General features: G+C 46.8%; 22 protein-coding genes. 19 read left to right on the forward strand and 3 right to left on the reverse strand.

Annotated elements, in window-relative coordinates:
• Positions 1-35: 35 nt before the first annotated feature.
• The 7 genes from M1D59_RS05105 to M1D59_RS05135 all read left to right on the forward strand — a co-directional run bounded on the left by M1D59_RS05105 (position 36) and on the right by M1D59_RS05135 (position 7,991).
• Complete coding sequence (locus M1D59_RS05105) at positions 36-404, forward strand: DUF5365 family protein (protein WP_026579999.1); 369 nt, start codon at positions 36-38, stop codon at positions 402-404.
• A 190-nt stretch (positions 405-594) separates the two neighbouring features.
• Positions 595-999, forward strand: coding sequence for a CBS domain-containing protein (locus tag M1D59_RS05110; protein WP_373367315.1), 405 nt, complete (start codon positions 595-597; stop codon positions 997-999).
• A gap of 138 nt (positions 1,000-1,137) precedes the next feature.
• On the forward strand, positions 1,138-1,800 hold the full coding sequence (locus tag M1D59_RS05115; RefSeq protein ID WP_023856497.1) for an HAD family hydrolase: 663 nt from the start codon (positions 1,138-1,140) through the stop codon (positions 1,798-1,800).
• A 23-nt stretch (positions 1,801-1,823) separates the two neighbouring features.
• Positions 1,824-3,362 carry a bifunctional GNAT family N-acetyltransferase/carbon-nitrogen hydrolase family protein gene (locus M1D59_RS05120; RefSeq protein WP_020450701.1) on the forward strand — a complete coding sequence of 513 codons (1,539 nt, stop codon included), beginning with the start codon at positions 1,824-1,826 and terminating at the stop codon, positions 3,360-3,362.
• Positions 3,363-3,697: 335 nt separating this feature from the next.
• Positions 3,698-5,326: a ribosomal protection-like ABC-F family protein gene (gene abc-f / locus M1D59_RS05125; RefSeq protein ID WP_458117848.1), complete on the forward strand. Its 1,629-nt coding sequence runs from the start codon at positions 3,698-3,700 to the stop codon at positions 5,324-5,326.
• 244 nt (positions 5,327-5,570) lie between these two features.
• Complete coding sequence (locus M1D59_RS05130; protein ID WP_101560636.1) at positions 5,571-6,371, forward strand: formate/nitrite transporter family protein; 801 nt, start codon at positions 5,571-5,573, stop codon at positions 6,369-6,371.
• 708 nt (positions 6,372-7,079) lie between these two features.
• Entirely contained in the window at positions 7,080-7,991 is a 912-nt protein-coding gene (locus M1D59_RS05135) for an AEC family transporter (protein ID WP_020450706.1), read from the forward strand.
• A 66-nt stretch (positions 7,992-8,057) separates the two neighbouring features.
• On the opposite strand, the gene M1D59_RS05140 is transcribed toward M1D59_RS05135, so the two are convergent.
• On the reverse strand, positions 8,058-9,050 hold the full coding sequence (locus M1D59_RS05140; protein ID WP_023856502.1) for a quinone oxidoreductase family protein: 993 nt from the start codon (positions 9,048-9,050) through the stop codon (positions 8,058-8,060).
• A 172-nt stretch (positions 9,051-9,222) separates the two neighbouring features.
• Between M1D59_RS05140 and M1D59_RS05145 the strand changes: the two genes are divergently transcribed.
• The 10 genes from M1D59_RS05145 to M1D59_RS05190 all read left to right on the forward strand — a co-directional run bounded on the left by M1D59_RS05145 (position 9,223) and on the right by M1D59_RS05190 (position 19,340).
• Entirely contained in the window at positions 9,223-9,780 is a 558-nt protein-coding gene (locus M1D59_RS05145; protein ID WP_101560637.1) for a glycerol-3-phosphate responsive antiterminator, read from the forward strand.
• Between the two features lie 227 nt (positions 9,781-10,007).
• On the forward strand, positions 10,008-10,823 hold the full coding sequence (locus tag M1D59_RS05150) for an MIP/aquaporin family protein (RefSeq protein ID WP_020450709.1): 816 nt from the start codon (positions 10,008-10,010) through the stop codon (positions 10,821-10,823).
• Between the two features lie 46 nt (positions 10,824-10,869).
• Positions 10,870-12,360, forward strand: a complete 1,491-nt coding sequence (glpK, locus tag M1D59_RS05155; RefSeq protein ID WP_025811824.1) for a glycerol kinase GlpK — start codon at positions 10,870-10,872, stop codon at positions 12,358-12,360.
• A gap of 146 nt (positions 12,361-12,506) precedes the next feature.
• The gene (glpD, locus tag M1D59_RS05160) at positions 12,507-14,174 is read left to right on the forward strand and encodes a glycerol-3-phosphate dehydrogenase (protein ID WP_145625175.1); all 1,668 of its coding nucleotides are present in this window, start codon (positions 12,507-12,509) and stop codon (positions 14,172-14,174) included.
• Positions 14,175-14,358: 184 nt separating this feature from the next.
• The gene (locus tag M1D59_RS05165; protein WP_059230663.1) at positions 14,359-16,104 is read left to right on the forward strand and encodes a phospho-sugar mutase; all 1,746 of its coding nucleotides are present in this window, start codon (positions 14,359-14,361) and stop codon (positions 16,102-16,104) included.
• Between the two features lie 130 nt (positions 16,105-16,234).
• Positions 16,235-16,693 (forward strand): DUF6773 family protein, encoded by a 459-nt coding sequence (locus tag M1D59_RS05170; RefSeq protein ID WP_025811820.1) that lies wholly within the window; start codon positions 16,235-16,237, stop codon positions 16,691-16,693.
• Positions 16,694-16,714: 21 nt separating this feature from the next.
• Entirely contained in the window at positions 16,715-16,912 is a 198-nt protein-coding gene (locus M1D59_RS05175) for a helix-turn-helix transcriptional regulator (RefSeq protein ID WP_026579993.1), read from the forward strand.
• 118 nt (positions 16,913-17,030) lie between these two features.
• Positions 17,031-18,179, forward strand: a complete 1,149-nt coding sequence (locus M1D59_RS05180; protein WP_458117849.1) for a GAF domain-containing sensor histidine kinase — start codon at positions 17,031-17,033, stop codon at positions 18,177-18,179.
• Entirely contained in the window at positions 18,167-18,817 is a 651-nt protein-coding gene (locus M1D59_RS05185; protein WP_033155147.1) for a response regulator, read from the forward strand. Before M1D59_RS05180 ends, M1D59_RS05185 begins: the two co-directional genes overlap by 13 nt.
• A gap of 4 nt (positions 18,818-18,821) precedes the next feature.
• The gene (locus tag M1D59_RS05190; protein ID WP_059230658.1) at positions 18,822-19,340 is read left to right on the forward strand and encodes an NADPH-dependent FMN reductase; all 519 of its coding nucleotides are present in this window, start codon (positions 18,822-18,824) and stop codon (positions 19,338-19,340) included.
• A 30-nt stretch (positions 19,341-19,370) separates the two neighbouring features.
• Here the strand turns inward: M1D59_RS05190 and M1D59_RS05195 are convergent, their stop codons facing one another.
• Positions 19,371-19,619, reverse strand: a complete 249-nt coding sequence (locus M1D59_RS05195) for a YhdB family protein (RefSeq protein WP_023856510.1) — start codon at positions 19,617-19,619, stop codon at positions 19,371-19,373.
• 198 nt (positions 19,620-19,817) lie between these two features.
• Here M1D59_RS05195 and M1D59_RS05200 point away from each other — a divergent pair, with 198 nt between their 5' ends.
• Positions 19,818-20,144 carry a YqzG/YhdC family protein gene (locus M1D59_RS05200; RefSeq protein ID WP_306453675.1) on the forward strand — a complete coding sequence of 109 codons (327 nt, stop codon included), beginning with the start codon at positions 19,818-19,820 and terminating at the stop codon, positions 20,142-20,144.
• A gap of 31 nt (positions 20,145-20,175) precedes the next feature.
• Here M1D59_RS05200 and nsrR read toward each other — a convergent pair whose 3' ends face one another.
• Positions 20,176-20,607: a nitric oxide-sensing transcriptional repressor NsrR gene (gene nsrR / locus M1D59_RS05205; protein ID WP_023856512.1), complete on the reverse strand. Its 432-nt coding sequence runs from the start codon at positions 20,605-20,607 to the stop codon at positions 20,176-20,178.
• Between the two features lie 258 nt (positions 20,608-20,865).
• On the opposite strand from nsrR, the gene hmpA reads away from it, so the two are divergent.
• Positions 20,866-22,080, forward strand: coding sequence for an NO-inducible flavohemoprotein (hmpA, locus tag M1D59_RS05210; protein WP_458117850.1), 1,215 nt, complete (start codon positions 20,866-20,868; stop codon positions 22,078-22,080).
• The last annotated feature ends 45 nt before the right edge of the window (positions 22,081-22,125 follow it).

A 22,125-nucleotide genomic window follows, 5' to 3' on the forward strand; every position in this document is an offset into this window, starting at 1 on the left:
ATTCTGATTGAAGAGATTTGAACAAGGGATGAAGGGTGATCAATTTGCGAATTGTAAAGGCAGCAACTGAAGAACAAGAAATTTATATAGAAGAGCTTGTATCAGAGCTGTATCAAATATTTCCATTGTACTTGAATAAACAAAAAATAAAAGAACTTAAAAAGCAGGGCATGCTTGAATTGAAAGAGGATGAATACAAAGGAACGCTCGATGAGGCGTTTCAGATTATGACAAGCCTGCAATTGATCCATGCCTTATTAACTAAGGCGAAGCGCCGGTGGATGCTGAAAGACCGTGATTTGTTCGATAAAAACTGCCGCAAGCTGAATGACTGCGGTTTGTACTTCCCTCTGACATCCGCCGACTTTCATATCGTGAATACCGAGAATAAAATGCTGATGTAAAATCGGCTTTTGCCTGAATTGAAGAGCTTGTTCCGTTTTCGGAAAAGCTCTTCTTTTTATGAAAAGATGATATAAGAAATAAGCGGAAAACACCAATGAAATGGTGCCAACTTCCTTTTTAGCATGTGCGCGACCTGTACATACTAACAATCGAAAGGGGTGCAGTCTATTGACGACAATCAGCAATGCAATGTCTAAGCAAGTGGCGACAATTTCTTCCAATCAAACGGTTCAAGAAGCGGCTGAGTTGATGAGCCGTCATAATATAGGGGCGATCCCGGTCGTAGATCAAGGCGTGTTAAAAGGAATGATCACAGACCGTGATATCACACTCAGAACGACAGCGGAAGGCCAGGATGGACAGACGCCTGTTTCAAACGTGATGACAACAAATGTTGTTTCAGGGAATCCGAACATGAGCCTTGAAGAAGCATCACAGCTGATGGCTCAAAGTCAAATCCGCCGTCTGCCGATCGTCGATAACAACCATTTAGTTGGGATTTTGGCGCTCGGGGATCTGGCGGTAAACGAAATGTCCAACGAATCTGCCGGACAGGCGCTTACGAACATCTCCACTCCGGCGCGGACTCAGTAAGAACGGAAGAGCTTGCCTCTTACAGCAGGCTCTTCTTCATTTATACATACCGGTTTTTAGTGTCTTCTCTTTTCAAGGGGCGGCAAGAAGGATACAATGAATGGTGCAAACAGTCAAAAGGAGTTGGGCTAAAGCGCGATGATTAAAGCAGTGATTTTTGATTTTGACGGTCTTATTTTAGATACAGAAACGCATGAATATGAAGTGCTCCAGGAAATTTTTGAAGAACACGGCTCAGAGCTGCCTATGTCGGTTTGGGGAAATGTCATCGGCACGGCCGCCGGATTCCAGCCGTTTTCTTATCTGGAGGAACAGCTGCAAAAAAAGCTGGACCATGAGCAATTGACGAAATTGAGGCAAGAGCGTTTTACGAAAAGAATGGAAAGCGAAAAAGCGCGTCCCGGTGTGGAAGCTTATTTGTCCGCAGCGAAAGAGCTCGGTTTAAAAATCGGCTTGGCGTCAAGCTCGGATTATAAATGGGTGTCTCAGCATTTGAAACAAATCGGCCTGTACGATGATTTCGAGTGCATCAGAACGGCCGATGATGTTGAGGAAGTCAAACCGAACCCGGAACTCTATTTAAAAGCGGCGGAGTGTCTCGGTGTGAATCCTGAGGAGTGCATTGCATTTGAAGATTCTGTTAACGGATCAGTCGCCGCGAAAAGAGCCGGAATGAAATGTGTGATTGTACCGAATAAAGTAACGAAAAGCCTGCTGTTCGAGCATTATGACCACCGTTTGGAATCAATGGCGGAAATGGAGCTGGAGCAGCTGATCGAAAAAATTTCCAATCCATCATAAAGAAGGCAGAGGAGGAATGGGACGTGTCTGAAAAACTGGATCTTTCCCGCTTTGAAAAAAAGATTGTCATCCGCAATATTGAAGAAAAAGATATCGACAGCATCATCGGGCTTCAAGAGCTATGTTTTCCGGGAATGATCCCATGGAAACGGGAACATCTAGAAAGCCATTTGGAACACTTCCCGGAAGGCCAGTTTTGCGCAGAGCTTGACGGAGAAGTCATCGGTTCCTGTTCAAGCCTGTTGATCAACTTTGATGAATATGATGACAGACACACATGGCAAGATATTACAGACGACGGGTATATTACGAATCACAATCCCGACGGTTTAAACATGTACGGGATCGAGGTCATGGTTCATCCTGAATACAGACGGATGAAGATCGGCCACCGTCTCTATGAAGCGCGTAAAGATCTGGCAAGGCGCTTGAATTTAAAGAGCATTATCATCGGCGGCAGGATTCCGAACTATCATAAGTACGCTTCCGAGATGACGCCGAGGGAGTATGTCGAACAAGTCATCCACCACCAGATCTATGATCCGGTTCTTTCGTTTCAACTGTTGAACGGATTTACGATGATGAGGATCAATCCGAACTATCTCCCGGATGACAGAGCATCAAGCAAATATGCGACATTGATGGAGTGGAATAATGTCGACTACTTGCCGCAGACGAAGCGCTATTACAAATCAGCTTTTCCGGTGAGAATCTGTGTGATTCAATATGAGATGAAGCAGATTCATTCCTTCGAGGAGTTTGCCAACCAAGTCGAATACTATGCAGACGTGGCTTCAGACGCGGGAGCGGATTTTGCCGTCTATCCCGAAATCTTTACGACGCAGCTGATGTCGTTTCTTGAAGAGCGTTCACCGAGCCTGGCTGTTCAGCGGATCACTGAATATACAGAAGACTATATCAGCCTGTTCACAGATCTTGCCGTTAAATACAATGTCAACATTATCGGCGGTTCCCACTTCGTTGAAGAAGAAGGGAAGATCTACAATATCGCTTACTTGTTCAGAAGGGACGGAACTATCGAAAAGCAATATAAGCTTCATATTACCCCGAATGAACGAAAATGGTGGGGCATCAGCAGGGGGGACGAGGTGCGCGTCTTTGACACAGACTGCGGCAAAATCGCGATCCAGATCTGCTATGACATCGAGTTCCCGGAGCTCGGCAGAATCGCAACCGAAAAAGGGGCCAAGATTATTTTCACCCCTTTCTGCACGGAAGACCGCCAAGGCTATTTGCGAGTCAGATACTGCGCTCAAGCAAGAGCGGTTGAAAATCAGGTGTACACGGTTATTTCCGGTACGGTCGGCAATCTGCCGCAAACCGAAAATATGGATATCCAATATGCACAATCCGCGATTTTTGCTCCTTCAGATTTTGAATTCGCAAGGGATGGAATCGTCGGAGAATGCAATCCGAACATTGAAATGGTGGTCATCGGCGATGTCGACCTGGAAATTCTCAGAAGGCAGCGGCAGGACGGAACCGTCCGGCAGCTCAAGGACAGACGCCATGACATCTACCGGATTCATTATCAAAAATAGCAGATTCGTGTGCCGGCCGTTTTAGGCCGGCTTTTTCATGTTGACTTTTATCTTTATTTTTCATATATTGTAACTATTAAAAGGAGGTGGAAAAGATGAATCAAACTGGTAAGCGTATGACGGATATGCAAGCTCATCTGTATATTTGTCGCGCGATTTTTTCCGGGGAATGCGTATTACGGGATCAGTCTGCCCTTTTTTACACATTCAATTGGAAAAAATACCAGTGAGAGACATCTGCCCACAATCGGATTTTTGATGCTGACGGCGGGGTGTAAGCTCTGCCGTCTTTTTTTATGCTCGGTGTCTCTTTACGGAGTGCGGAGGAAAAATAGATGATGATATGCAGTTTGCAACATGTCGGGCAAACATACGGAGGACATACGATTTTCAGCGGGCTGTCATGGGACCTGCACCAAGGGGAGCGAATCGGTCTGATCGGACGAAATGGGGAAGGGAAAACGACGTTGTTGAAGCTGATCGGCGGCCAAGCGAAACCTGATGAAGGCCTTGTGACTTGGAAAAAAGGATTATCAACGGGGCTCTTGGAGCAGAATCCCGCATGGGACGGCAGCCAAACGGTAAAAGAGCTGCTGTATGATGTTTTTTCGTCATTATGGGACACACAGCAGAAGCTTTCCCGGATTGAACGGCAATTGGCCGTTGAAAAGGACGAGGAAAAACTCAGTCTTCTATTGGAAAAGTACGGGGCTTTACAAGATGAATTTCAGCGGAAAGGCGGCTACGGCATCAGTGCGCAAATCGAACGGGTAGCGCACGGCTTAAATATCGAGCGGCTACTCGATGCCGAGTGGCGGGAGTTAAGCGGAGGAGAACGGACGAAAGCGGGTCTTGCCAGGCTTCTCTTGGCAGCTCCGGATCTGCTTTTGCTGGATGAACCGACAAACCATTTGGATTTGACAGCGATCGAATGGCTGACGTCTTTTTTAAAGCAGTACAAAGGCACAGCAGTCATTGTATCGCATGATCGCTATTTCCTGGATGAATCGGTCACCTCAATTCTTGAAATCGACCAGGGAGAGCTTCACTTTTCCAAAGGCGGCTATACACATTATGCCGATGAACGGGAAGAGCGCCTCATGAGAGAATTTCATGACTATCAGGATCAGCAGAAGAAAATCAAAAAAATGAAGGACACGATCAAGCGGCTGAAGGAATGGGCGAATCGCGCCAATCCTCCGAATGATGGCCTGCACCGGCGAGCCAAAAGCATGGAAAAAGCTTTGGAGCGCATGGAAAAGGTGAAGAAACCCGTACTGGAACGCAAAAAGATCGATTTAGCTTTCACCATGGATGAACGAAGCGGAAAAGATGTCGTCAGGCTTGAGGATGTCTGCAAAAGCTTCGGTGAGCGGTTGCTTTTTGACAATCTCAGTATGCATGTCCGTTTTCAGGAGCGCGCCGCCATCGTCGGAGAGAACGGCAGCGGCAAAACGACGCTGCTCAACATCATTAGCGGAAAGGAAACACCGGACAGCGGTGACGTGCAGCTTGGCAGCAATTTATCGGCCGCATATCTGACGCAGCATGTCGGCGAAATGGAGGAAGAGCGCACGGTTTTAGCCGAATTCCGTGAACATGTTTCTGCATCAGAAGGCGAAGCCAGAATGTTGCTTGCAAAGTTTTTGTTTTTCGGCCAATCCGTCTTTCAAAAAGTGAAAAATTTAAGCGGAGGCGAACGGATGCGGCTTCGCTTGGCCCAGCTCGTTCACCAAAACCATAATGTGCTGATCCTCGATGAGCCGACAAACCATTTGGACATCGAATCGAAGGAGATGCTTGAAGAAGCATTAAGCCAATTTCAAGGGACGATTATCGCAGTTTCGCACGACAGATACTTTCTTGACCGGCTTTTCAATGTCACCTGGTGGCTTGACGGCAGAAAACTCGTCAAGTATGAAGGGAACTATACATTCGCAAGAGAGAAGCGGCGGCAGGGTTGACACATTTTTATCACATTTGATAGGATATTGCTACAGTTATAGAAGGCAAAAGCAATGGAATGTATGCACGTACTGTATATATTCTCTTTCGATATCTTAATTCTGCTTGATTTTGTTGTATGGGTATGCATACAAGTTAGGCAGCATTCAAACGCCTGGTTGACACAGGTTATTTGAGTGCTGCCTTTTTTTATTGTCTTTCTGCCATAACTGTGAGAAAAGAAGAAATAATGGAGGTTTTAGTATGGCTTTTCGAAAACCGGATGAAATAGCGGAGGCGGCAATTGAAGCAGGAATGAAAAAGATACAGCTCCCGCTGCCGTCTCTGCTTGTATTGGGGTTTTTAGGCGGCGCATTTATCGCGCTTGGGTACTTGCTTGATATCAGGGTAATCGGCGACCTGCCGAAAGAATGGGGAAGCCTGTCCAGCCTGATCGGAGCTGCCGTATTTCCTGTCGGTCTGATCCTTGTGGTGCTCGCTGGCGCTGAATTGATCACAGGGAATATGATGTCCGTTGCGATGGCTTTATTTTCAAGAAAAATATCACTGAAACAATTGGCGGTTAACTGGGGAATCGTTACGATTATGAACTTAATCGGGGCACTGTTTGTTGCTTACTTTTTCGGACATTTGGTTGGATTGACTGAAACAGGCCCTTATTTAGAAAAAACGATCGCCGTTGCACAAGGAAAACTAGATATGAGCTTCGGCAAGGTTCTCATTTCCGGCATTGGCTGTAACTGGCTTGTATGTCTTGCTGTATGGCTTTCTTTCGGCGCGCAAGACGGAGCAGGGAAAATCCTTGGCATCTGGTTTCCAATTATGGCTTTTGTCGCAATCGGATTTCAGCACGTTGTCGCCAACATGTTTGTGATTCCCGCAGCCATTTTTGCAGGCTCGTTCACGTGGGGGCAGTTTATCGGAAACATCATTCCGGCTTTTATCGGCAATGTCATTGGCGGAGCCGTGTTTGTCGGTCTCATTTATTTTATTGGATACCACAAGAAAGACCGCTCCAGACAAGAAATAAAACGGGTATCATAAACTAAGGGCAAACATACAAATGCCGTCCGTTTTTGGAAAAAGATGATGATGAAATGGGATTAGGCGGGTGTACTTCAAAGTAAGAAAAAAGCAACGGAGGCTGAACAGCATGACAATGAGACAGCAGAATGTGATACACAAGGAAAAGCTCATGGCTCATTCAGCCTGTGGAAGAATTCGTGTCCTTCCTTAACCAATGCTTATCGCACCTATTAAAATCGGAATAGACGGACATCCGCAACTCCCCGCAGGCAGTAGAGACAATGTATGTCTTCTTTTGTCTGCGGTTTTTATTTGCCCGCGGCAGAAAAAATGATGCCCTTTGAAAGGACAGTGAAAAGACAGTTGCATTTGCCTAAACCAGCAAGACCGAAAAGGCTGCCGGTCATATAAAAATCCTGAAACATGCCCATTGCTTGAGCACTGCCAAGATCAAAGAACCGCCAGAAAGTCATCATCCGACATGTAGGGGAGGCCGGCAAAATCGTTTGTCTGTTTCAGGGGAAACGGAATGTGAGTGAACAAGTTCTCCTTACAGCCGCATCCCAGTACATGAAGAAGATTGCCGCATACCTAGCCAAGCAGGGCCGGGTATGCGGGATCTCTTTTACTGCAAACGGGCTGGAAACACCGTTGAAAACAAACGGAATTTTCTATATGATTGATAGTATTAATGAGAAACGGTTATACATAAAAAGAAGGTGCATCATGGAGTTTGTGCTTGTTTTACTGCCGGTTTTCGGGATATTTGCGATCGGGTTCATCGGACAAAAGCTGCTTCATTTTGATATTCAGAACCTATCTAAAATGTCCCTGTATTTAATGTCTCCGTTTTTAGCGTTTGATACGTTTTATGAGAACAAGCTGACGATGGATTATATCTATATGTCTGTCTATTGTCTCGGCCTCTGTTTCATTTTGATTCTCTTTGTCTACCTCATTTCATATGTTCACGGGTATTCCAATCAGGAGCGATGCGCTCTCGTTTTATCATCCGCTTTCATGAATAACGGAAACTACGGCACTCCTGTCGTCCTGCTTGTCTACGGCACGGCCGGGCTTGATATCGCCGTTGTGCTGATGGTGCTTCAGCAGCTTGTCATGAGCACGATCGGCATATATTATGCAGCGAAAGGAAGCCCTGAAGCGGGCGGATTTAAAATTGTGATGACAAGGGTTATCCGGATGCCGGTCGCATACGGTGCCCTGCTCGGCATATGCTTTCAGCTGGGGCATATTTCGATTCCCGAACAGTTAATGACGGGAATTAAATTGGTGGGGGACGCCGCGATTCCGACGATTATGATTATTCTCGGCATGCAGCTTGCGGTGATTTCCTTTCAACATATCGAATACCGGAAAATTTCTTACTCGCTTTTGCTGAAACTATTCGTGTCTCCGCTCATTGCCTTGGGGTTTGCGCTGATTCTTCCCGTCGACGGGCTGGTTAAACAGATCATGGTGTTGGCGGCGGCCATGCCGACAGCGGCGAATACGACTTTGATGGCGGTGCAGTTTGAAACAAAGCCGGAAATCGTTTCAAGCGCGACGTTTATCAGTACAATGCTCAGCATCGTCACCCTTCCGGTCGTGCTGTGGCTGCTTTCATTATGGGGCTGACCTCGTTTTTCGGTCAAAACCAAAAAACGGCGGCTGATGACATGGCAAGCCGCCGTTCCCCAGAGGTTACCCGCCTATTTGCAATGCGATATTTCCAAACTGCTCCCCGTCTTTCATCCGTTTAAAGGCTGCAACCGCTTCTGATAAAGGAAACACTTGATCAAGCACCGGCTTAAGGGAATGGCGTTCGATAAAATCAATCATTTGCCGAAATTCTTCGAGGCTGCCCATCGAAGTGCCGATGATGCTGATCTGCGGGAAAAAGAGCGAGCGCAGCGGAAGCTGGATGCTGTCTCCCGAGCTGGCGCCGAAATTGATGATCCTTCCGTTCGGCTTGATGACATCGAAATAATTCGCAAAAGTTGCCGGACCGATGCTGTCGAGGATTAAATCAACCCGTTCCCCGCCCAAGCTTTCTTTCCACAGACCGCGGCTTTCAATTGCGAGATCCGCCCCATAGCGGAGCGCTTCTTTTCTTTTTTCTTCGCTTCGGGAGGTTACAGTCACCCGCGCGCCTGCTGCCTTTGCCATGAGCACTGCGTTTGTGGCGACGCCTCCGCCGACTCCCGGTATTAAGATGTGTTCGCCTTTTTTTAAATGTCCTTTCGTAAATAAAGCCCTGTAAGCGGTCAGAGCGGATAAAGGCAAGACGCCTGCTTCCTCCCAGGAAAGGTGCGCCGGTTTTTTCAACACGTGCTTCGCCGGGACGATGACATGGTCTGCGAAGGTTCCGTCAGATGGGCCGCCGAGAATGTCGGGTACTTGCGGAACAGAATCCGTATATTCCCAGCCGATGCTCGGATTGATGATCACCTCTGTATGAACGGCGAGGCCCTGAACGCCTTCGCCTGTCTCTTCGATCGTGCCAGCTCCGTCGGAGCCGGGTATAAATGGGGCATCACCCGCCTCCCTGGATTGAAAGAGGAACAAGTCACGGTGGTTCAGCCCGGCCGCTTTCAGTCTGATTTTGACTTCACCCGGACCGGGCGTTTTGTCGGAAACGTCTGTATATTTCAGTCCTGAAAGGCCCTTGATTCCTTCATGGATGATCGCTTTCATAAAAAATTCCCCCATTCGAGTTGGTTGTGTTAAATTATGGACATGACTGAAGGTAAATGTAAAATGATTTGCCCGGGCACCGTGAGAGGCTTCTGTTTATAAAGGATTGCAATGAGGCGGAAATTCCATTAGTGTAATACAGAAGCAAGATAGCAAGTGAAGGAGATGGAACATGAGTTTTCACGATCAACAAATTTTACCTGCGGTACGTAATATGAAGCAGTTTGATACATTCCTGGACAGCCCGTTTTCATACGGGGTCCTGCTTGACATCCACCTTGGACAGCTGGGAGGCGTCATCAGCGCGGCAAGATCTCATGGGAAAAAAATGTTTGTTCACGTCGATCTGATCCAAGGAATTAAGCATGATGAATACGGGGCGGAATTCATTTGCCAGGAAATGAAGCCTGCGGGCATTCTTTCAACAAGATCAAGCGTTATCGCCAAAGCAAAGCAGAAGAAAGTGTATGCGATCCAGCGCATGTTTTTAATAGACACAAGCGCCATGAAGAAGAGTATTGAATTGGTGAAAAAGCACAGACCCGACTATATAGAAGTGCTTCCTGGAGTAGTGCCGGAATTGATCAGGGAAGTCAAAGAAAAAACCGGCATTCCGATCTTTGCGGGCGGGTTTATCCGTACCGAAAAAGACGTCGAGCAGGCGCTTGCAGCAGGGGCGTCCGCAGTCACCACCTCAGACACTGATTTATGGAAAAAATACTGGAAGTAAAAATTTAAAATGTGAATAATTATTGACAACGCTTTCACTATACGATACGATCTTACTAAGTTAATACATTGTGACGGAGACCCGGAGACCACAGCAGTTCTTTACTCAGTATGATGTAAAGAAAGTTTGCTGTGTTTTTTTATGGTCTTTTAGACACAGTGAAGAAGGTGAACCCATGGTGTTCATCTTAGAATAACACTTCATAATAGATTTTAGGAGGGATAGCCTTGACAGCATTTTGGGGGGAAGTTATCGGAACGATGCTGCTCATCGTCTTTGGAGCTGGAGTTTGTGCAGGAGTTAATTTGAAAAAATCGCTGTCCCATCAATCCGGATGGATTGTGATCGTCTTCGGCTGGGGGCTTGGCGTGGCCATGGCGGTATATGCCGTCGGCGGCATCAGCGGAGCGCATTTAAATCCCGCCGTTACATTGGGGCTGGCATTTGTCGGAGATTTTCCTTGGAAAGAAGTGCCTTCCTATATTTTGGGACAGATGATCGGCGCATTTTTAGGAGCGGTGCTCGTTTTTCTTCACTACTTGCCGCACTGGAAAGAAACCGAAGATCAAGGCGCGAAGCTGGGAGTATTTTCGACAGGGCCGGCGATTCCAAATACATTTGCAAACCTGTTCAGTGAAACATTGGGGACTTTTGTTCTCGTTCTCGGACTTTTAGCGATCGGTGCAAACAAGTTTACTGACGGACTGAATCCGCTCGTTGTCGGATTTCTGATCGTGGCGATCGGACTCTCGCTCGGCGGAACAACAGGCTATGCGATTAACCCTGCCCGCGATTTGGGGCCGAGAATCGCCCACTTTGTCCTTCCGATTGCAGGCAAAGGAAGTTCAAATTGGAAGTACGCGTGGATTCCTGTTTTAGGACCGGCGCTCGGCGGTTCATTTGCAGGCGTTTTTTACAACGCCGCATTCAAAGGGCACATCACCAACACATTTTGGATTGTAAGCGTTATACTAGTTGTGATATTGTTAGGTTTCTATATTCATATGAAAAAACAATCGGTTGATCAATCGGTCAACATTTAAAAAAAAACGCAAATCTTAACAGACATATAAGGGGGAGTTTCCAAAAATGGAAAAATACATTTTGTCTCTTGATCAAGGCACCACAAGCACAAGGGCGATTGTTTTCAACAAAGCAGGCGAAATCGTCCATATTGCGCAAAAAGAATTTCAGCAATATTTTCCAAACCCCGGCTGGGTTGAACACAATGCAAATGAAATCTGGGGCTCCGTTCTGTCGGTGATCGCTTCTGCGCTTTCAGAATCGGGAATCGAAGCCGCGCAAATTGCCGGAATCGGGATCACCAACCAGCGGGAAACGACCGTTGTTTGGGATAAACATACCGGTAAACCGGTCTACAATGCGATTGTGTGGCAGTCCCGCCAATCGGCGGAAATATGTCAGGAATTGAGAGAACAAGGCTATGAAGAAACGATCAGAGAAAAAACAGGCCTTTTAATCGATCCTTATTTTTCAGGCACGAAGGTGAAATGGATTTTGGATCATGTGGAAGGGGCACGGGAGAAAGCGGAAAACGGCGACCTTCTCTTCGGTACGATCGATTCTTGGCTGATCTGGAAAATGTCCGGCGGAAAAGCGCATGTGACAGATTATTCAAACGCCTCAAGAACACTGATGTTCAACATCTATGACCTCAAATGGGATGATGAACTTCTCGATATTCTCGGCGTGCCGAAATCGATGCTTCCTGAAGTCAAGCCTTCATCGCATGTATACGCTGAAACGGTCGATTATCATTTCTTCGGCAAAAACATTCCGATTGCAGGTGCAGCCGGCGACCAGCAGGCAGCATTGTTCGGGCAGGCTTGCTTTGAAGAGGGAATGGTTAAGAACACGTATGGAACAGGCTGCTTTATGCTGATGAACACCGGCGAGAAAGCGATCAAATCAGAGCACGGCCTGCTGACGACAATCGCTTGGGGCATCGACGGAAAGGTGGAATATGCGCTGGAAGGCAGCGTCTTCGTCGCTGGTTCCGCTATTCAATGGCTCCGTGATGGGCTGAGAATGTTTAAGGACGCCAAAGAAAGTGAAAAATACGCTGTAAGAGCAGAATCTGCCGATGGTGTTTATGTGGTTCCTGCATTTGTAGGTTTAGGCACGCCTTATTGGGACAGCGATGTCCGCGGCGCTGTATTCGGACTGACCCGGGGTACGACGAAAGAGCATTTTGTTAGAGCAACGCTTGAAGCGCTTGCCTATCAAACGAAAGATGTTCTTGACGCAATGATGGAAGACTCCGGGATCTCGGTGAAAACGCTGAGAGTCGACGGCGGAGCTGTCAAAAACAACTTCCTGATGGATTTTCAGGGCGACATTTTGGATGTCCCTGTAGAACGTCCTGAAATCAATGAAACAACCGCGCTCGGTTCAGCCTATTTAGCGGGTCTTGCTGTCGGCTTCTGGAGTGATCGTTCCGAGATCAAAGACCAGTGGCAGCTTGACAAACGTTTTGAACCGAAAATGGAAGAAAAAGAGCGTGAGAGTCTGTACAGCGGGTGGAAGAAAGCTGTAAATGCAGCTAGGGCTTTTAAATAAGCCGCATGTATGTTACAATCTAATTAAGTTAATAGAAACGGTTGGAGAAGAGGAGAGACCGCAGGCACCAAAGCAGTATCAGCGCTTTGGATGTTTGTGGTCTCTTTTTCTATTTTTTTACCGTGACAACAAGGGAGGACATGAACATGGAATCATTATTTTCAAGCCGCAAACGGGACGATATTTTACAGAATATGACGAAGCAGAAGTATGACGTGTTTATTATCGGCGGAGGTATTACAGGCGCAGGGACGGCATTGGACGCCGCATCTCGCGGAATGAAAACGGCGCTTTGCGAAATGCAGGACTTTGCGGCCGGAACGTCAAGCCGCTCCACGAAACTCGTACACGGCGGACTTCGCTATTTAAAGCAATTTGAAGTGAAAATGGTAGCCGAGGTCGGCAAAGAGCGGGCGATCGTCTATGAAAACGGTCCGCACGTGACAACGCCTGAATGGATGCTGCTTCCGATGCATAAGGGAGGCACTTTCGGCAAATTCAGCACTTCAATCGGACTGCGAGTGTACGACTTTTTAGCAGGTGTCAAAAAAGCTGAGCGGAGGAGCATGCTGAATGCCGAGGAAACGCTTCAAAAAGAGCCGCTTGTGAAAAAGAACGGCCTGAAAGGCGGCGGCTATTATGTCGAATACCGGACGGATGACGCCAGGTTGACGATCGAAGTCATGAAAGAAGCGGTTAAATTCGGAGCCGAGGCCGTCAATTATGCGAAAGTAAGCGATTTTATTTATGAAAACGGCAAGGTCACCGGCGTGGTCATTGAAGACGTCTTCACGAAAAAAACGTACCGTGTCCACGCGAAAAAAATCGTGAATGCCGCGGGTCCGTGGGTTGACCGTCTACGGGAAAAAGACCATTCAAAAGAAGGCAAACACCTTCAGCATACAAAAGGCGTGCATCTTGTTTTTGATCAATCGGTCTTTCCTTTAAAACAAGCCGTTTATTTTGATACGCCCGACGGCCGCATGGTGTTCGCGATTCCGAGAGACGGAAAGGCATATGTCGGCACAACGGACACCGTCTACAACGAGGATCTGGAACATCCTCGAATGACGACTGCAGACAGGGATTATGTCATTAATGCAATCAACTATATGTTCCCTGAACTGGGAATCAAGGCCGAAGATGTCGAATCAAGCTGGGCGGGGCTCAGACCGCTGATTCATGAAGAAGGAAAAGACCCGTCCGAGATTTCCCGGAAAGATGAGATCTGGACTTCTGAATCCGGACTGATCACGATTGCCGGCGGAAAGCTGACCGGCTACAGAAAAATGGCTGAGCATATCGTCGATCTTGTCAGAGACCGATTAAAAGAAGAGGGCGGCAGAGACTTCGGTCCTTGCAGAACAAAAACGATGCCGATCTCAGGCGGCCATATCGGCGGCTCCAAAAATCTGGAGGATTTTATTCAAGTGAAAGCAGCCGAAGGGATCAAAGCTGGACTGTCCGAAGAGACGGCAAAACAGATCGCCGCACGATACGGTTCAAACGCAGACCGCCTGTTTGATCGTGTCCCATCCCTGAAAGATGAAGCAGCAGAACGCCGCATTCCTGTCCATGTACTGGCAGAAATGGATTACGGGATCGAGGAAGAAATGGCTTCCGTCCCGGCAGACTTCTTCGTGCGCAGAACGGGTGCGCTGTTCTTTGATATCAATTGGGTCCGCACTTACAAAGACAGCCTTACCGACTACATGAGCGAGAAGCTGAACTGGGATGGCGAAACGAAGGCCCGGCATGTCCAAGCATTGGAAGGACTTCTTCACGACGCTGTTGTCCCGCTGGAAAGCAGATGATGTATCAGGTCAAATGCCCTTGATGAATTTTCTTTAAAAATCAACCGAATGGCCTAATGTGAGGCTGTCTTGATCAGGCAGCCTCATTTTTTTCGTTCGGCATGCTAAATTTGGACAAAGCGGCTGTTTGTCGATATGATAAAAGAAAAGCTGCAATTACTTAGCTAGAACATTGGAGGTAATCATGAGCTGGAGAACGAGCTATGAACGCTGGAAAAACAAAGAAAATTTAGATTCCGAATTAAAATCGCTTCTTTTGGAAGCTGAAGGAAATGAAAAAGAACTAGAGGATTGCTTTTATAAAAAACTTGAGTTTGGTACAGCCGGCATGCGCGGAGAGATCGGACCCGGTCCGAATCGCATGAACGTTTATACGGTTCGCAAAGCATCGGCGGGCCTTGCCGCATACATAGGAGCGAACGGCAAAGAAGCAAAAAAGCGCGGCGTTGTGATCGCGTACGATTCCCGCCACAAGTCGCCTGAATTTGCAATGGAAGCTGCTAAAACGCTCGCGGAAAACGGCGTTCAAACGTACGTGTTTGACGAACTGCGCCCGACACCTGAACTTTCCTTTGCGGTAAGAGAACTGAATGCGTTTGCAGGTATTGTCATCACGGCGAGCCATAACCCGCCTGAATACAACGGCTATAAAGTCTACGGAGAGGACGGCGCGCAGCTTCCGCCTGCTGATGCCGACAAACTCATCGGCTATGTCAATGCGATTGAAAACGAATTGGAAATCGAAGCAGGCGATGAAGCTGCCTTAACCGAAAAAGGGTTGATCCAAATAATCGGCGAGGAAATCGATCAAGCGTATCTCGATAAACTGACATCGATTTCTGTCAATCCTGATCTGGCAAAGGAAACTGAAGTCAAAGTCATTTTCACCCCGCTGCACGGCACGGCAAATAAATCCGTGAGACGCGGCTTGAAAGCTCTCGGGTATGAGCATGTCACAGTCGTTCCGGAACAGGAGCTGCCTGATCCTGACTTTTCGACCGTGTCTTCTCCTAATCCGGAAGAGCACGCCGCTTTTGAATATGCGATCAGGCTCGGAGAAGAAAAAGGAGCCGATATTCTGATCGGAACCGATCCCGACGCGGACCGCCTCGGCGTTGCTGTAAAGGATCAAGAAGGCCGTTACGCGGTGCTGACAGGAAATCAAACCGGCGCGCTGCTTTTGCATTATCTGCTATCGCAAAAACAGCAGAAAGGCACGCTGCCTGATAACGGAGTCGTTCTAAAAACGATTGTGACGAGCGAAATGGGGCGCGACATTGCCGCTTCTTTCGGACTTGACACGATCGACACGCTGACCGGCTTTAAATTCATCGGAGAAAAAATCAAACAATTTGAAGCATCGGGCGAATATGCTTTCCAATTCGGTTATGAGGAGAGCTACGGTTACTTGATCGGCGATTTCGCAAGAGACAAGGATGCCGTCCAGGCAGCACTGCTTGCGGTTGAGGTATGCGCCTTCTATAAAAAGCAGGGAAAATCGCTGTATGATGGGCTCCTCGAATTGTATCAAACGTTCGGCTTCTATAGAGAAGGCTTGAAGTCCCTGACCTTAAAAGGAAAAGAGGGAGCGGAGCAAATCGCAGCCATCCTCAGCACATTCAGAGAACAGCCGCCTCTTTCCATCGCCGGAAAAGACGTTGTATCCGCAGAAGACTATTTGACAGGGAAGCGGACGCTGCTGAAGGAAAACAAAACAGAAACGATCGATCTTCCGACATCCAATGTTTTGAAATATTTCCTTGAAGACGGCTCATGGTTCTGCCTCCGTCCATCTGGCACAGAGCCTAAAGTGAAATTTTATTTCGCGGTCAAAGGCCCAACCAATGAAGACAGTGAAGCGCTTCTCCATCAATTGACAGATGAAGTGATGAAAAAAATCGATGATATTGTAAAAGCGACTTCAAATTGATAATCGCTGAAAACCCGCCTTGCTACACGGCGGGTTTTCAATTTTTATTGATAAGCGGCCATAAATGATGTAATATATATTTAACAATAAGTTAGATATAAATTGCATATGAAAGGGGAAAATGGCTGACATGAAATGGATCAAAACCGGGGATGAATACGTAGAAAAGAAAATGACGCAATTTTTTAGCGAAGCCGGTACGATTGTCGCTGCTATCTTATTTTTGGATATGATCATCCGGGGCCTCATTTTAGGGCGACCGGCATCCGAATACATCGTCAGTGCCATCGGTTTTGCAGTCTATGCAGGCTGGATATTGTTCCGCTATCTTTTGTCGGGGTTTGAATATCCGGAGATTGCAGGTCAAGCGGCGTACAGGAAAAAAAGAAAAGAGATCACGGCTCTCAGCCTCGCTTCCGGCATCATATTTGCCATTTTAGTGCTTATTTTTACCGGCATACCAAAACACCCCGGCAGTTGGTTTGACTTTATTATGATGGTGATGTTGTTTGTATTTTTTCATTTTCTGATCAACTTTATCTCGTTGCGCAAATCCTTTCGGAAAAATCAAGATCTATTAGATGATTAAATGAAAATGGCGGGTGAGCATATGGTTAACCGGGTCAAACTCGCCCGGGTCGAAAAGTCTTTGACACAAGCCCAGCTTGCCGAGCGGGTCAATGTGACAAGACAGACGATCGGGCTGATCGAAAAAAATAAATACAATCCGACATTGCACCTTTGCCTCGCGATCGCAAAGGCGCTGGACAAAACGCTTGACGATTTGTTTTGGGAGGAAGAAGCTTAACGATTCGCTTTGTCCCTTCTCGGTCAAAAGTCTTAGAAAAGTTCATCTCATGAGGTGGCCTTTTTTTTATCAAATATCGATATAATAAAAGAAACTCCGGGTTAAGGGGATGAATTTTTTGCGGGAAGACACGCAGTTTGAAAAATTGAAAACGCTCAAAGAAATAGCGGAAGCTTTAAACGAAGGGAACCATCTAAAAGAAACGCTACATGCTGTTTTAAAAAAGCTGCTCAGCTTAACGGGACTCAAAACGGCGTGGCTTTTTCTGATCGATGAAAAGGGGCGCTTTGAACTGGCCGCTTCGGTCTGCCTGCCTCAGGCGCTTTCTTACCGGCACAACCGTTTATTATGCGAAGGAAGCTGCTACTGTCTTGAACAATATAGGGACGGAAAGCTGGACAGGGCGAAAAATATCATTCATTGCCGGCGAATTACGACGGCAATGAGACAGAAGACCGGAGATCCGGAAGGCATCACACATCATGCAACCGTCCCCCTCAGCGATCAGAAGAAACGGTTCGGTTTGCTGAACGTTGCGGCTCCGGACAAAATTCATTTCAGCCGCGGGGAACTGGCGCTCCTCGAAGCTGTTGCTTTGCAAATCGGGATGGCGATCAAACGGATGCGGCTTGCTGAACAACAGCAAAAACACATGCTGCTGACCGAAAGAAACAGATTGGCTCAGGACTTGCATGATTCCGTCAATCAAATGCTTTTTTCGCTCAGCTTGACCGCTAAAGCGGCGGGGGAAATGACAAACCAGCCTGAGATCAGGGAAATGCTCGAGTTTATGCAACATCTTTCTCATGAAGCACTGCTTGAGATGCGGGCGTTAATATGGCAGCTGAGGCCCCAAGGCCTTGAAGAAGGGTTGGCGGCGGCTCTTGAAAAATATGCGGAAGTGCTCGGCCTTCAGGTGATCTTCACGCTCAGCGGTGTGCTCCGGCTGCCGCCTGCTGCTGAGGAATTGATGTGGCGGCTGAGCCAGGAAGCTCTCAACAATTGCAAAAAGCATGCCGGTGCTAGCCGCATACAAGTGAAAATCGATGTATTCCAATCGTCTGCCGTCTTGGAGATCGAAGATGACGGCAAAGGGTTTCAGTACGATCCTGACGCGGGGCTTCCGACGCTTGGGCTGAAAGGAATGAAGGAGCGGACGGAAAAAGCGGGCGGCACGTTTTTGATCGACTCCGCAATCGGTAAGGGGACGAAAATCCGGGCGGTTTTGCCTTTGAAGGAGAAGGGGGAGGCAGGATGGAAAAGGTGAAAATCATCATTGCCGATGATCATCATATTGTCAGAAAAGGCCTCTTGTTTTTTTTCAAAACAAAAAGCGATTTTGACGTTGTCGGAGAGGCATCAACAGGAATTGAGGCGCTCGATGTCTTGCGAAGACGGGAGGCAGACATCGTATTAATGGATTTATCAATGCCTGAAATGGACGGAATTGAGGCGACAAAGCGAATAAAAAAGGAATATCCGTCTGTCAAAATCATAGCGCTGACAAGCTATGCGGATGAAAGCTATGTGATTCCCGCCATCCAGGCTGGAGCCTCTGCCTATCAGCTCAAAGACGCCGAACCTGATGAACTTGTCGAGACGATACGTGCTGTTTATGGAGGGAGATATTCCTTGGATCCAAGCATCATGTCCCACGTCTTTCACCATATGTCACAGGCTGATGAGAAAGAAAAAATACATCAATTGACAAAAAGAGAAAAAGATGTTTTATTGGAAATTACAAAAGGGAAAAGCAACAAGGAAATCGCCGCTTCTTTATTTATCAGCGAAAAAACAGTGAAAACTCATGTATCCAATCTGCTGTCAAAGCTTGGCTTATCCGATCGCACGCAAGCCGCGCTCTTTGCAGTTAAACACGGACTACAACAAAATGACGGGAGATGATCAAATGAAAATAACCGTAGTCAGCGGAACCGCAAGAAAACAGGGCAGAACGCGGATCGCCGCTTCCTATATCGCCCGCACGTATCAGGCCGAGCTTATCGATCTAAGCGAGTTCATCCTACCGATTTTCAACGGAGAAGAAGAGCAGAGCTCGCTGGAGAATGTTCAAAAACTGAAAACTTCGGTCAAAGAAGCAGACGCTGTCGTTTTATTATCTCCCGAATACCACAGCGGTATGAGCGGCGCTTTGAAAAATGCGCTCGATTTTTTAAGCAATGAACAGTTCTCGGGCAAACCGGTGGCGCTTTTTGCTTGTGCAGGAGGCGGCAAAGGCGGGATGAACGCGCTCGCCAATATGCGTATTGTCGCGCGCGGAGTTTATGCGAACGTCATCACAAAGCAGCTTGTGCTCGATCCGATTCATATTGATGAGGAACACCATACGGTTACTGAAGCAGCCAAAGCCAATATCAAAAATGTAATGGAAGAGCTTCTGCTCTTTGCCGAATTTCAAAAAGCCTGACGCCGATTAGAGCGCCAGGCTTATTTTATTTTACGTAAAAACGAGCACGCCGTTTTCGTGTTCTTGTCCCGAAAATGAGGCGTGATCAATGTATTGCAGCAGATCATAAAGCCTTTTTTCGACAATGGCGTCATCTCTTTCAAAATTGTAGGCGTGCAAAAAATGCTCGATCCGCTTTGATAATAAATCGTCTTCTGTCCGCACCATCAGGATCAGCAGGTTGTCCCACTGCGAGCGGTGCGTATAATACAAAGCTTTGTCATAGTCAGCGTAATTCAATTTCGCCACTCTCCCTTCTTTCTGAGGAGTCATGATTATTTTATGTGGCGGGGTGTTTTTTTCTCCGGGCAAAACTTGGTCTCCCTTGTTTGACGGCCTAGAAATATGAGGATGGTATACGCTATACCGCGAAAAAATGTCTGCATGACATTCTCCGTTTCCGGTCAAGCTAACGTATGTACAATACATGCGGAGCGAATGGAAATGAAAAAACGATATTGCACGTACTTTTTTTGCATATTAACGCTTTTGTCATTCCCGGCGAAGAGCCACTTTCAAGCAGGTGTTTCCGATGCGCCAGAACGGTGGGAGAGAATCGCCTGGAGCGCCCTTGAAGAAAAATACGAAGGTGCAAAGCTTGAGGATTATGAATATTTAGGGCGCACTCAAGTCAATGATGAAGAGACAAAAGATGTCTTCAGGGTAACCGTCAATCAGGAAGGCAAATCATTTTCGGCGCACGCCGAGGTGTATTTTCACCCGGTGACCAATGCGATCATCAACGTGAATATTTTTACTTTATAACAAAAAAAAACGAAGGAAGCAGCTTCCTTCGTTAACTCAATAATTTACGTATATGGTCCTGATTAACGATAATATCCTGCAGAGTGTATTGATCCAATACGTCCAAATAGGCGGAAAGGGCTTTGTTTAAAACATGCTTTAATCCGCAGATCGGAGAAAGTATACAATGGTTTTTTTCTCCGTTAAAACACTCGACAAGGTTAAAATCATCTTCTGTATTTCTTATGACTTCACCGATATTAATCAGTTCAGGCGCTTTTCCGAGACGAATCCCGCCGTTGCGGCCCCGAATCGTTTCAACGTAGCCAAGCTTGCCAAGCTCGTAAATCACCTTCATAAGGTGGTTTTTTGAAATGGAATAAGATTCGGCGATGTCTTTTATATTGACAAGCTCGTTTGAGTTTTTGGTTGCTAGAAAAATCAGTACTCTCAATGAGTAATCCGTATAATTTGTTAATTTCATCGCATTACCTCAATCAAACAAGTTTCCATTATCTTATCACATTTGCCTTCGGTTATGAGGGTGGAGCGGAAATTGTTACAAAAATATAAAACATTCCTTGAAAATATTGCTTTAATTCCATTAAAAGTCTAGTATAAAGATGTATTCAAAATACATCTTTAATCAAAAGTAACAGTCCCATTTAAAAAAAGATCTTATTGCACCTTTAAAGATGTATTTGAAATACATCTTTAAAGTGACTGGAGAGGAGAAAGCGTTATGCTATCTGAAAAAACCATGCAAATTGTCAAATCGACCGCCCCTGTTTTAAAAGAAAAGGGAACAGAGATCACCACTTGTTTTTACAAGCGGATGTTTAATGCGCACCCTGAATTGAAAAATATCTTCAACATGTCCCGCCAGCAAACCGGCGGACAGCCGAAAGCTTTGGCTTTTACTGTTTTGCAGGCGGCTGAGAACATCGACCGGCTCGGAGACCTGCTGCCGGTTGTCAAACAAATCGGACATAAACACAAAAGTTTGCATGTGAAACCAGAGCACTATCCTATTGTCGGTCAGCACCTTTTGGAAGCCATTGAAATCGTGCTCGGCGAAGCTGCGACAGAGGACATTCTCCAGGCATGGGCAGAAGCCTATGAAGAGATCGCCCGCGTATTTATTGAAGTCGAAAAACAAATGTATGAAGAAGACAAAAAGCAGGATGGAAACTGGGAAGGTTTTAAACCGTTTGTCATCATGGATAAGCGGGTCGAATCCGCTACGATTACTTCCTTTTACTTGAAGCCTGCCGATGGAACGGATTTGCCCGCTTTCAGTCCCGGACAGTACGTATCTGTCCGCATTAAAATTCCCGGCGAACCGTATTTCTTAACAAGGCAGTACAGCTTGTCAGATGCCTGGAATAAAGACTACTACCGCATTTCAGTCAAACTGGAAGCGGAGGAAGGACAACCGGTCGGAAGGGTATCAAGCTATCTGCATGAGAACATGGAGATCGGGGGCAGCTTGGAAGTGAGCGCTCCGGCCGGAGATTTTTCCCTTTCCGAAGGAACGGATCGTCCGGTTTACTTCATCAGCGCCGGATCAGGCATCACGCCTGTCATGAGCATGGTGCAAACATTGGCTCAAAAAGAAAGTAGCCGAGAGATCACATTCGTGCACGCTGCGAAATCTGAACAGCACCACGCTTTCAAGGAAGAAACGGAGAAGCTGCTCGTCGCCAATCCGGCGAACCGTCTCCTGTTTGTCTACAGCAGGGATGCTGAAGCGACGGAAGATCATATTGTAAAAGGCCGGGTGAATGAAGAGCTTTTGAAATCGATCGTGAAAGATCCAAATGGCGAATTTTATGTATGCGGTCCGCTTTCATTTATGAAAAGCGTGATTGAAGGATTGCAAAATCTTGGCGTTCCGATGGAAAACATCCGCTATGAGAGCTTTGCTTCATCCCTTGACATGCAAATAGCGAACTAACCAAAGAGGCAGCTGTCAAACCGACAGCTGCCTTTCATCTTTTCA

The organism is Bacillus sp. PK6-026, assembly GCF_054161455.1.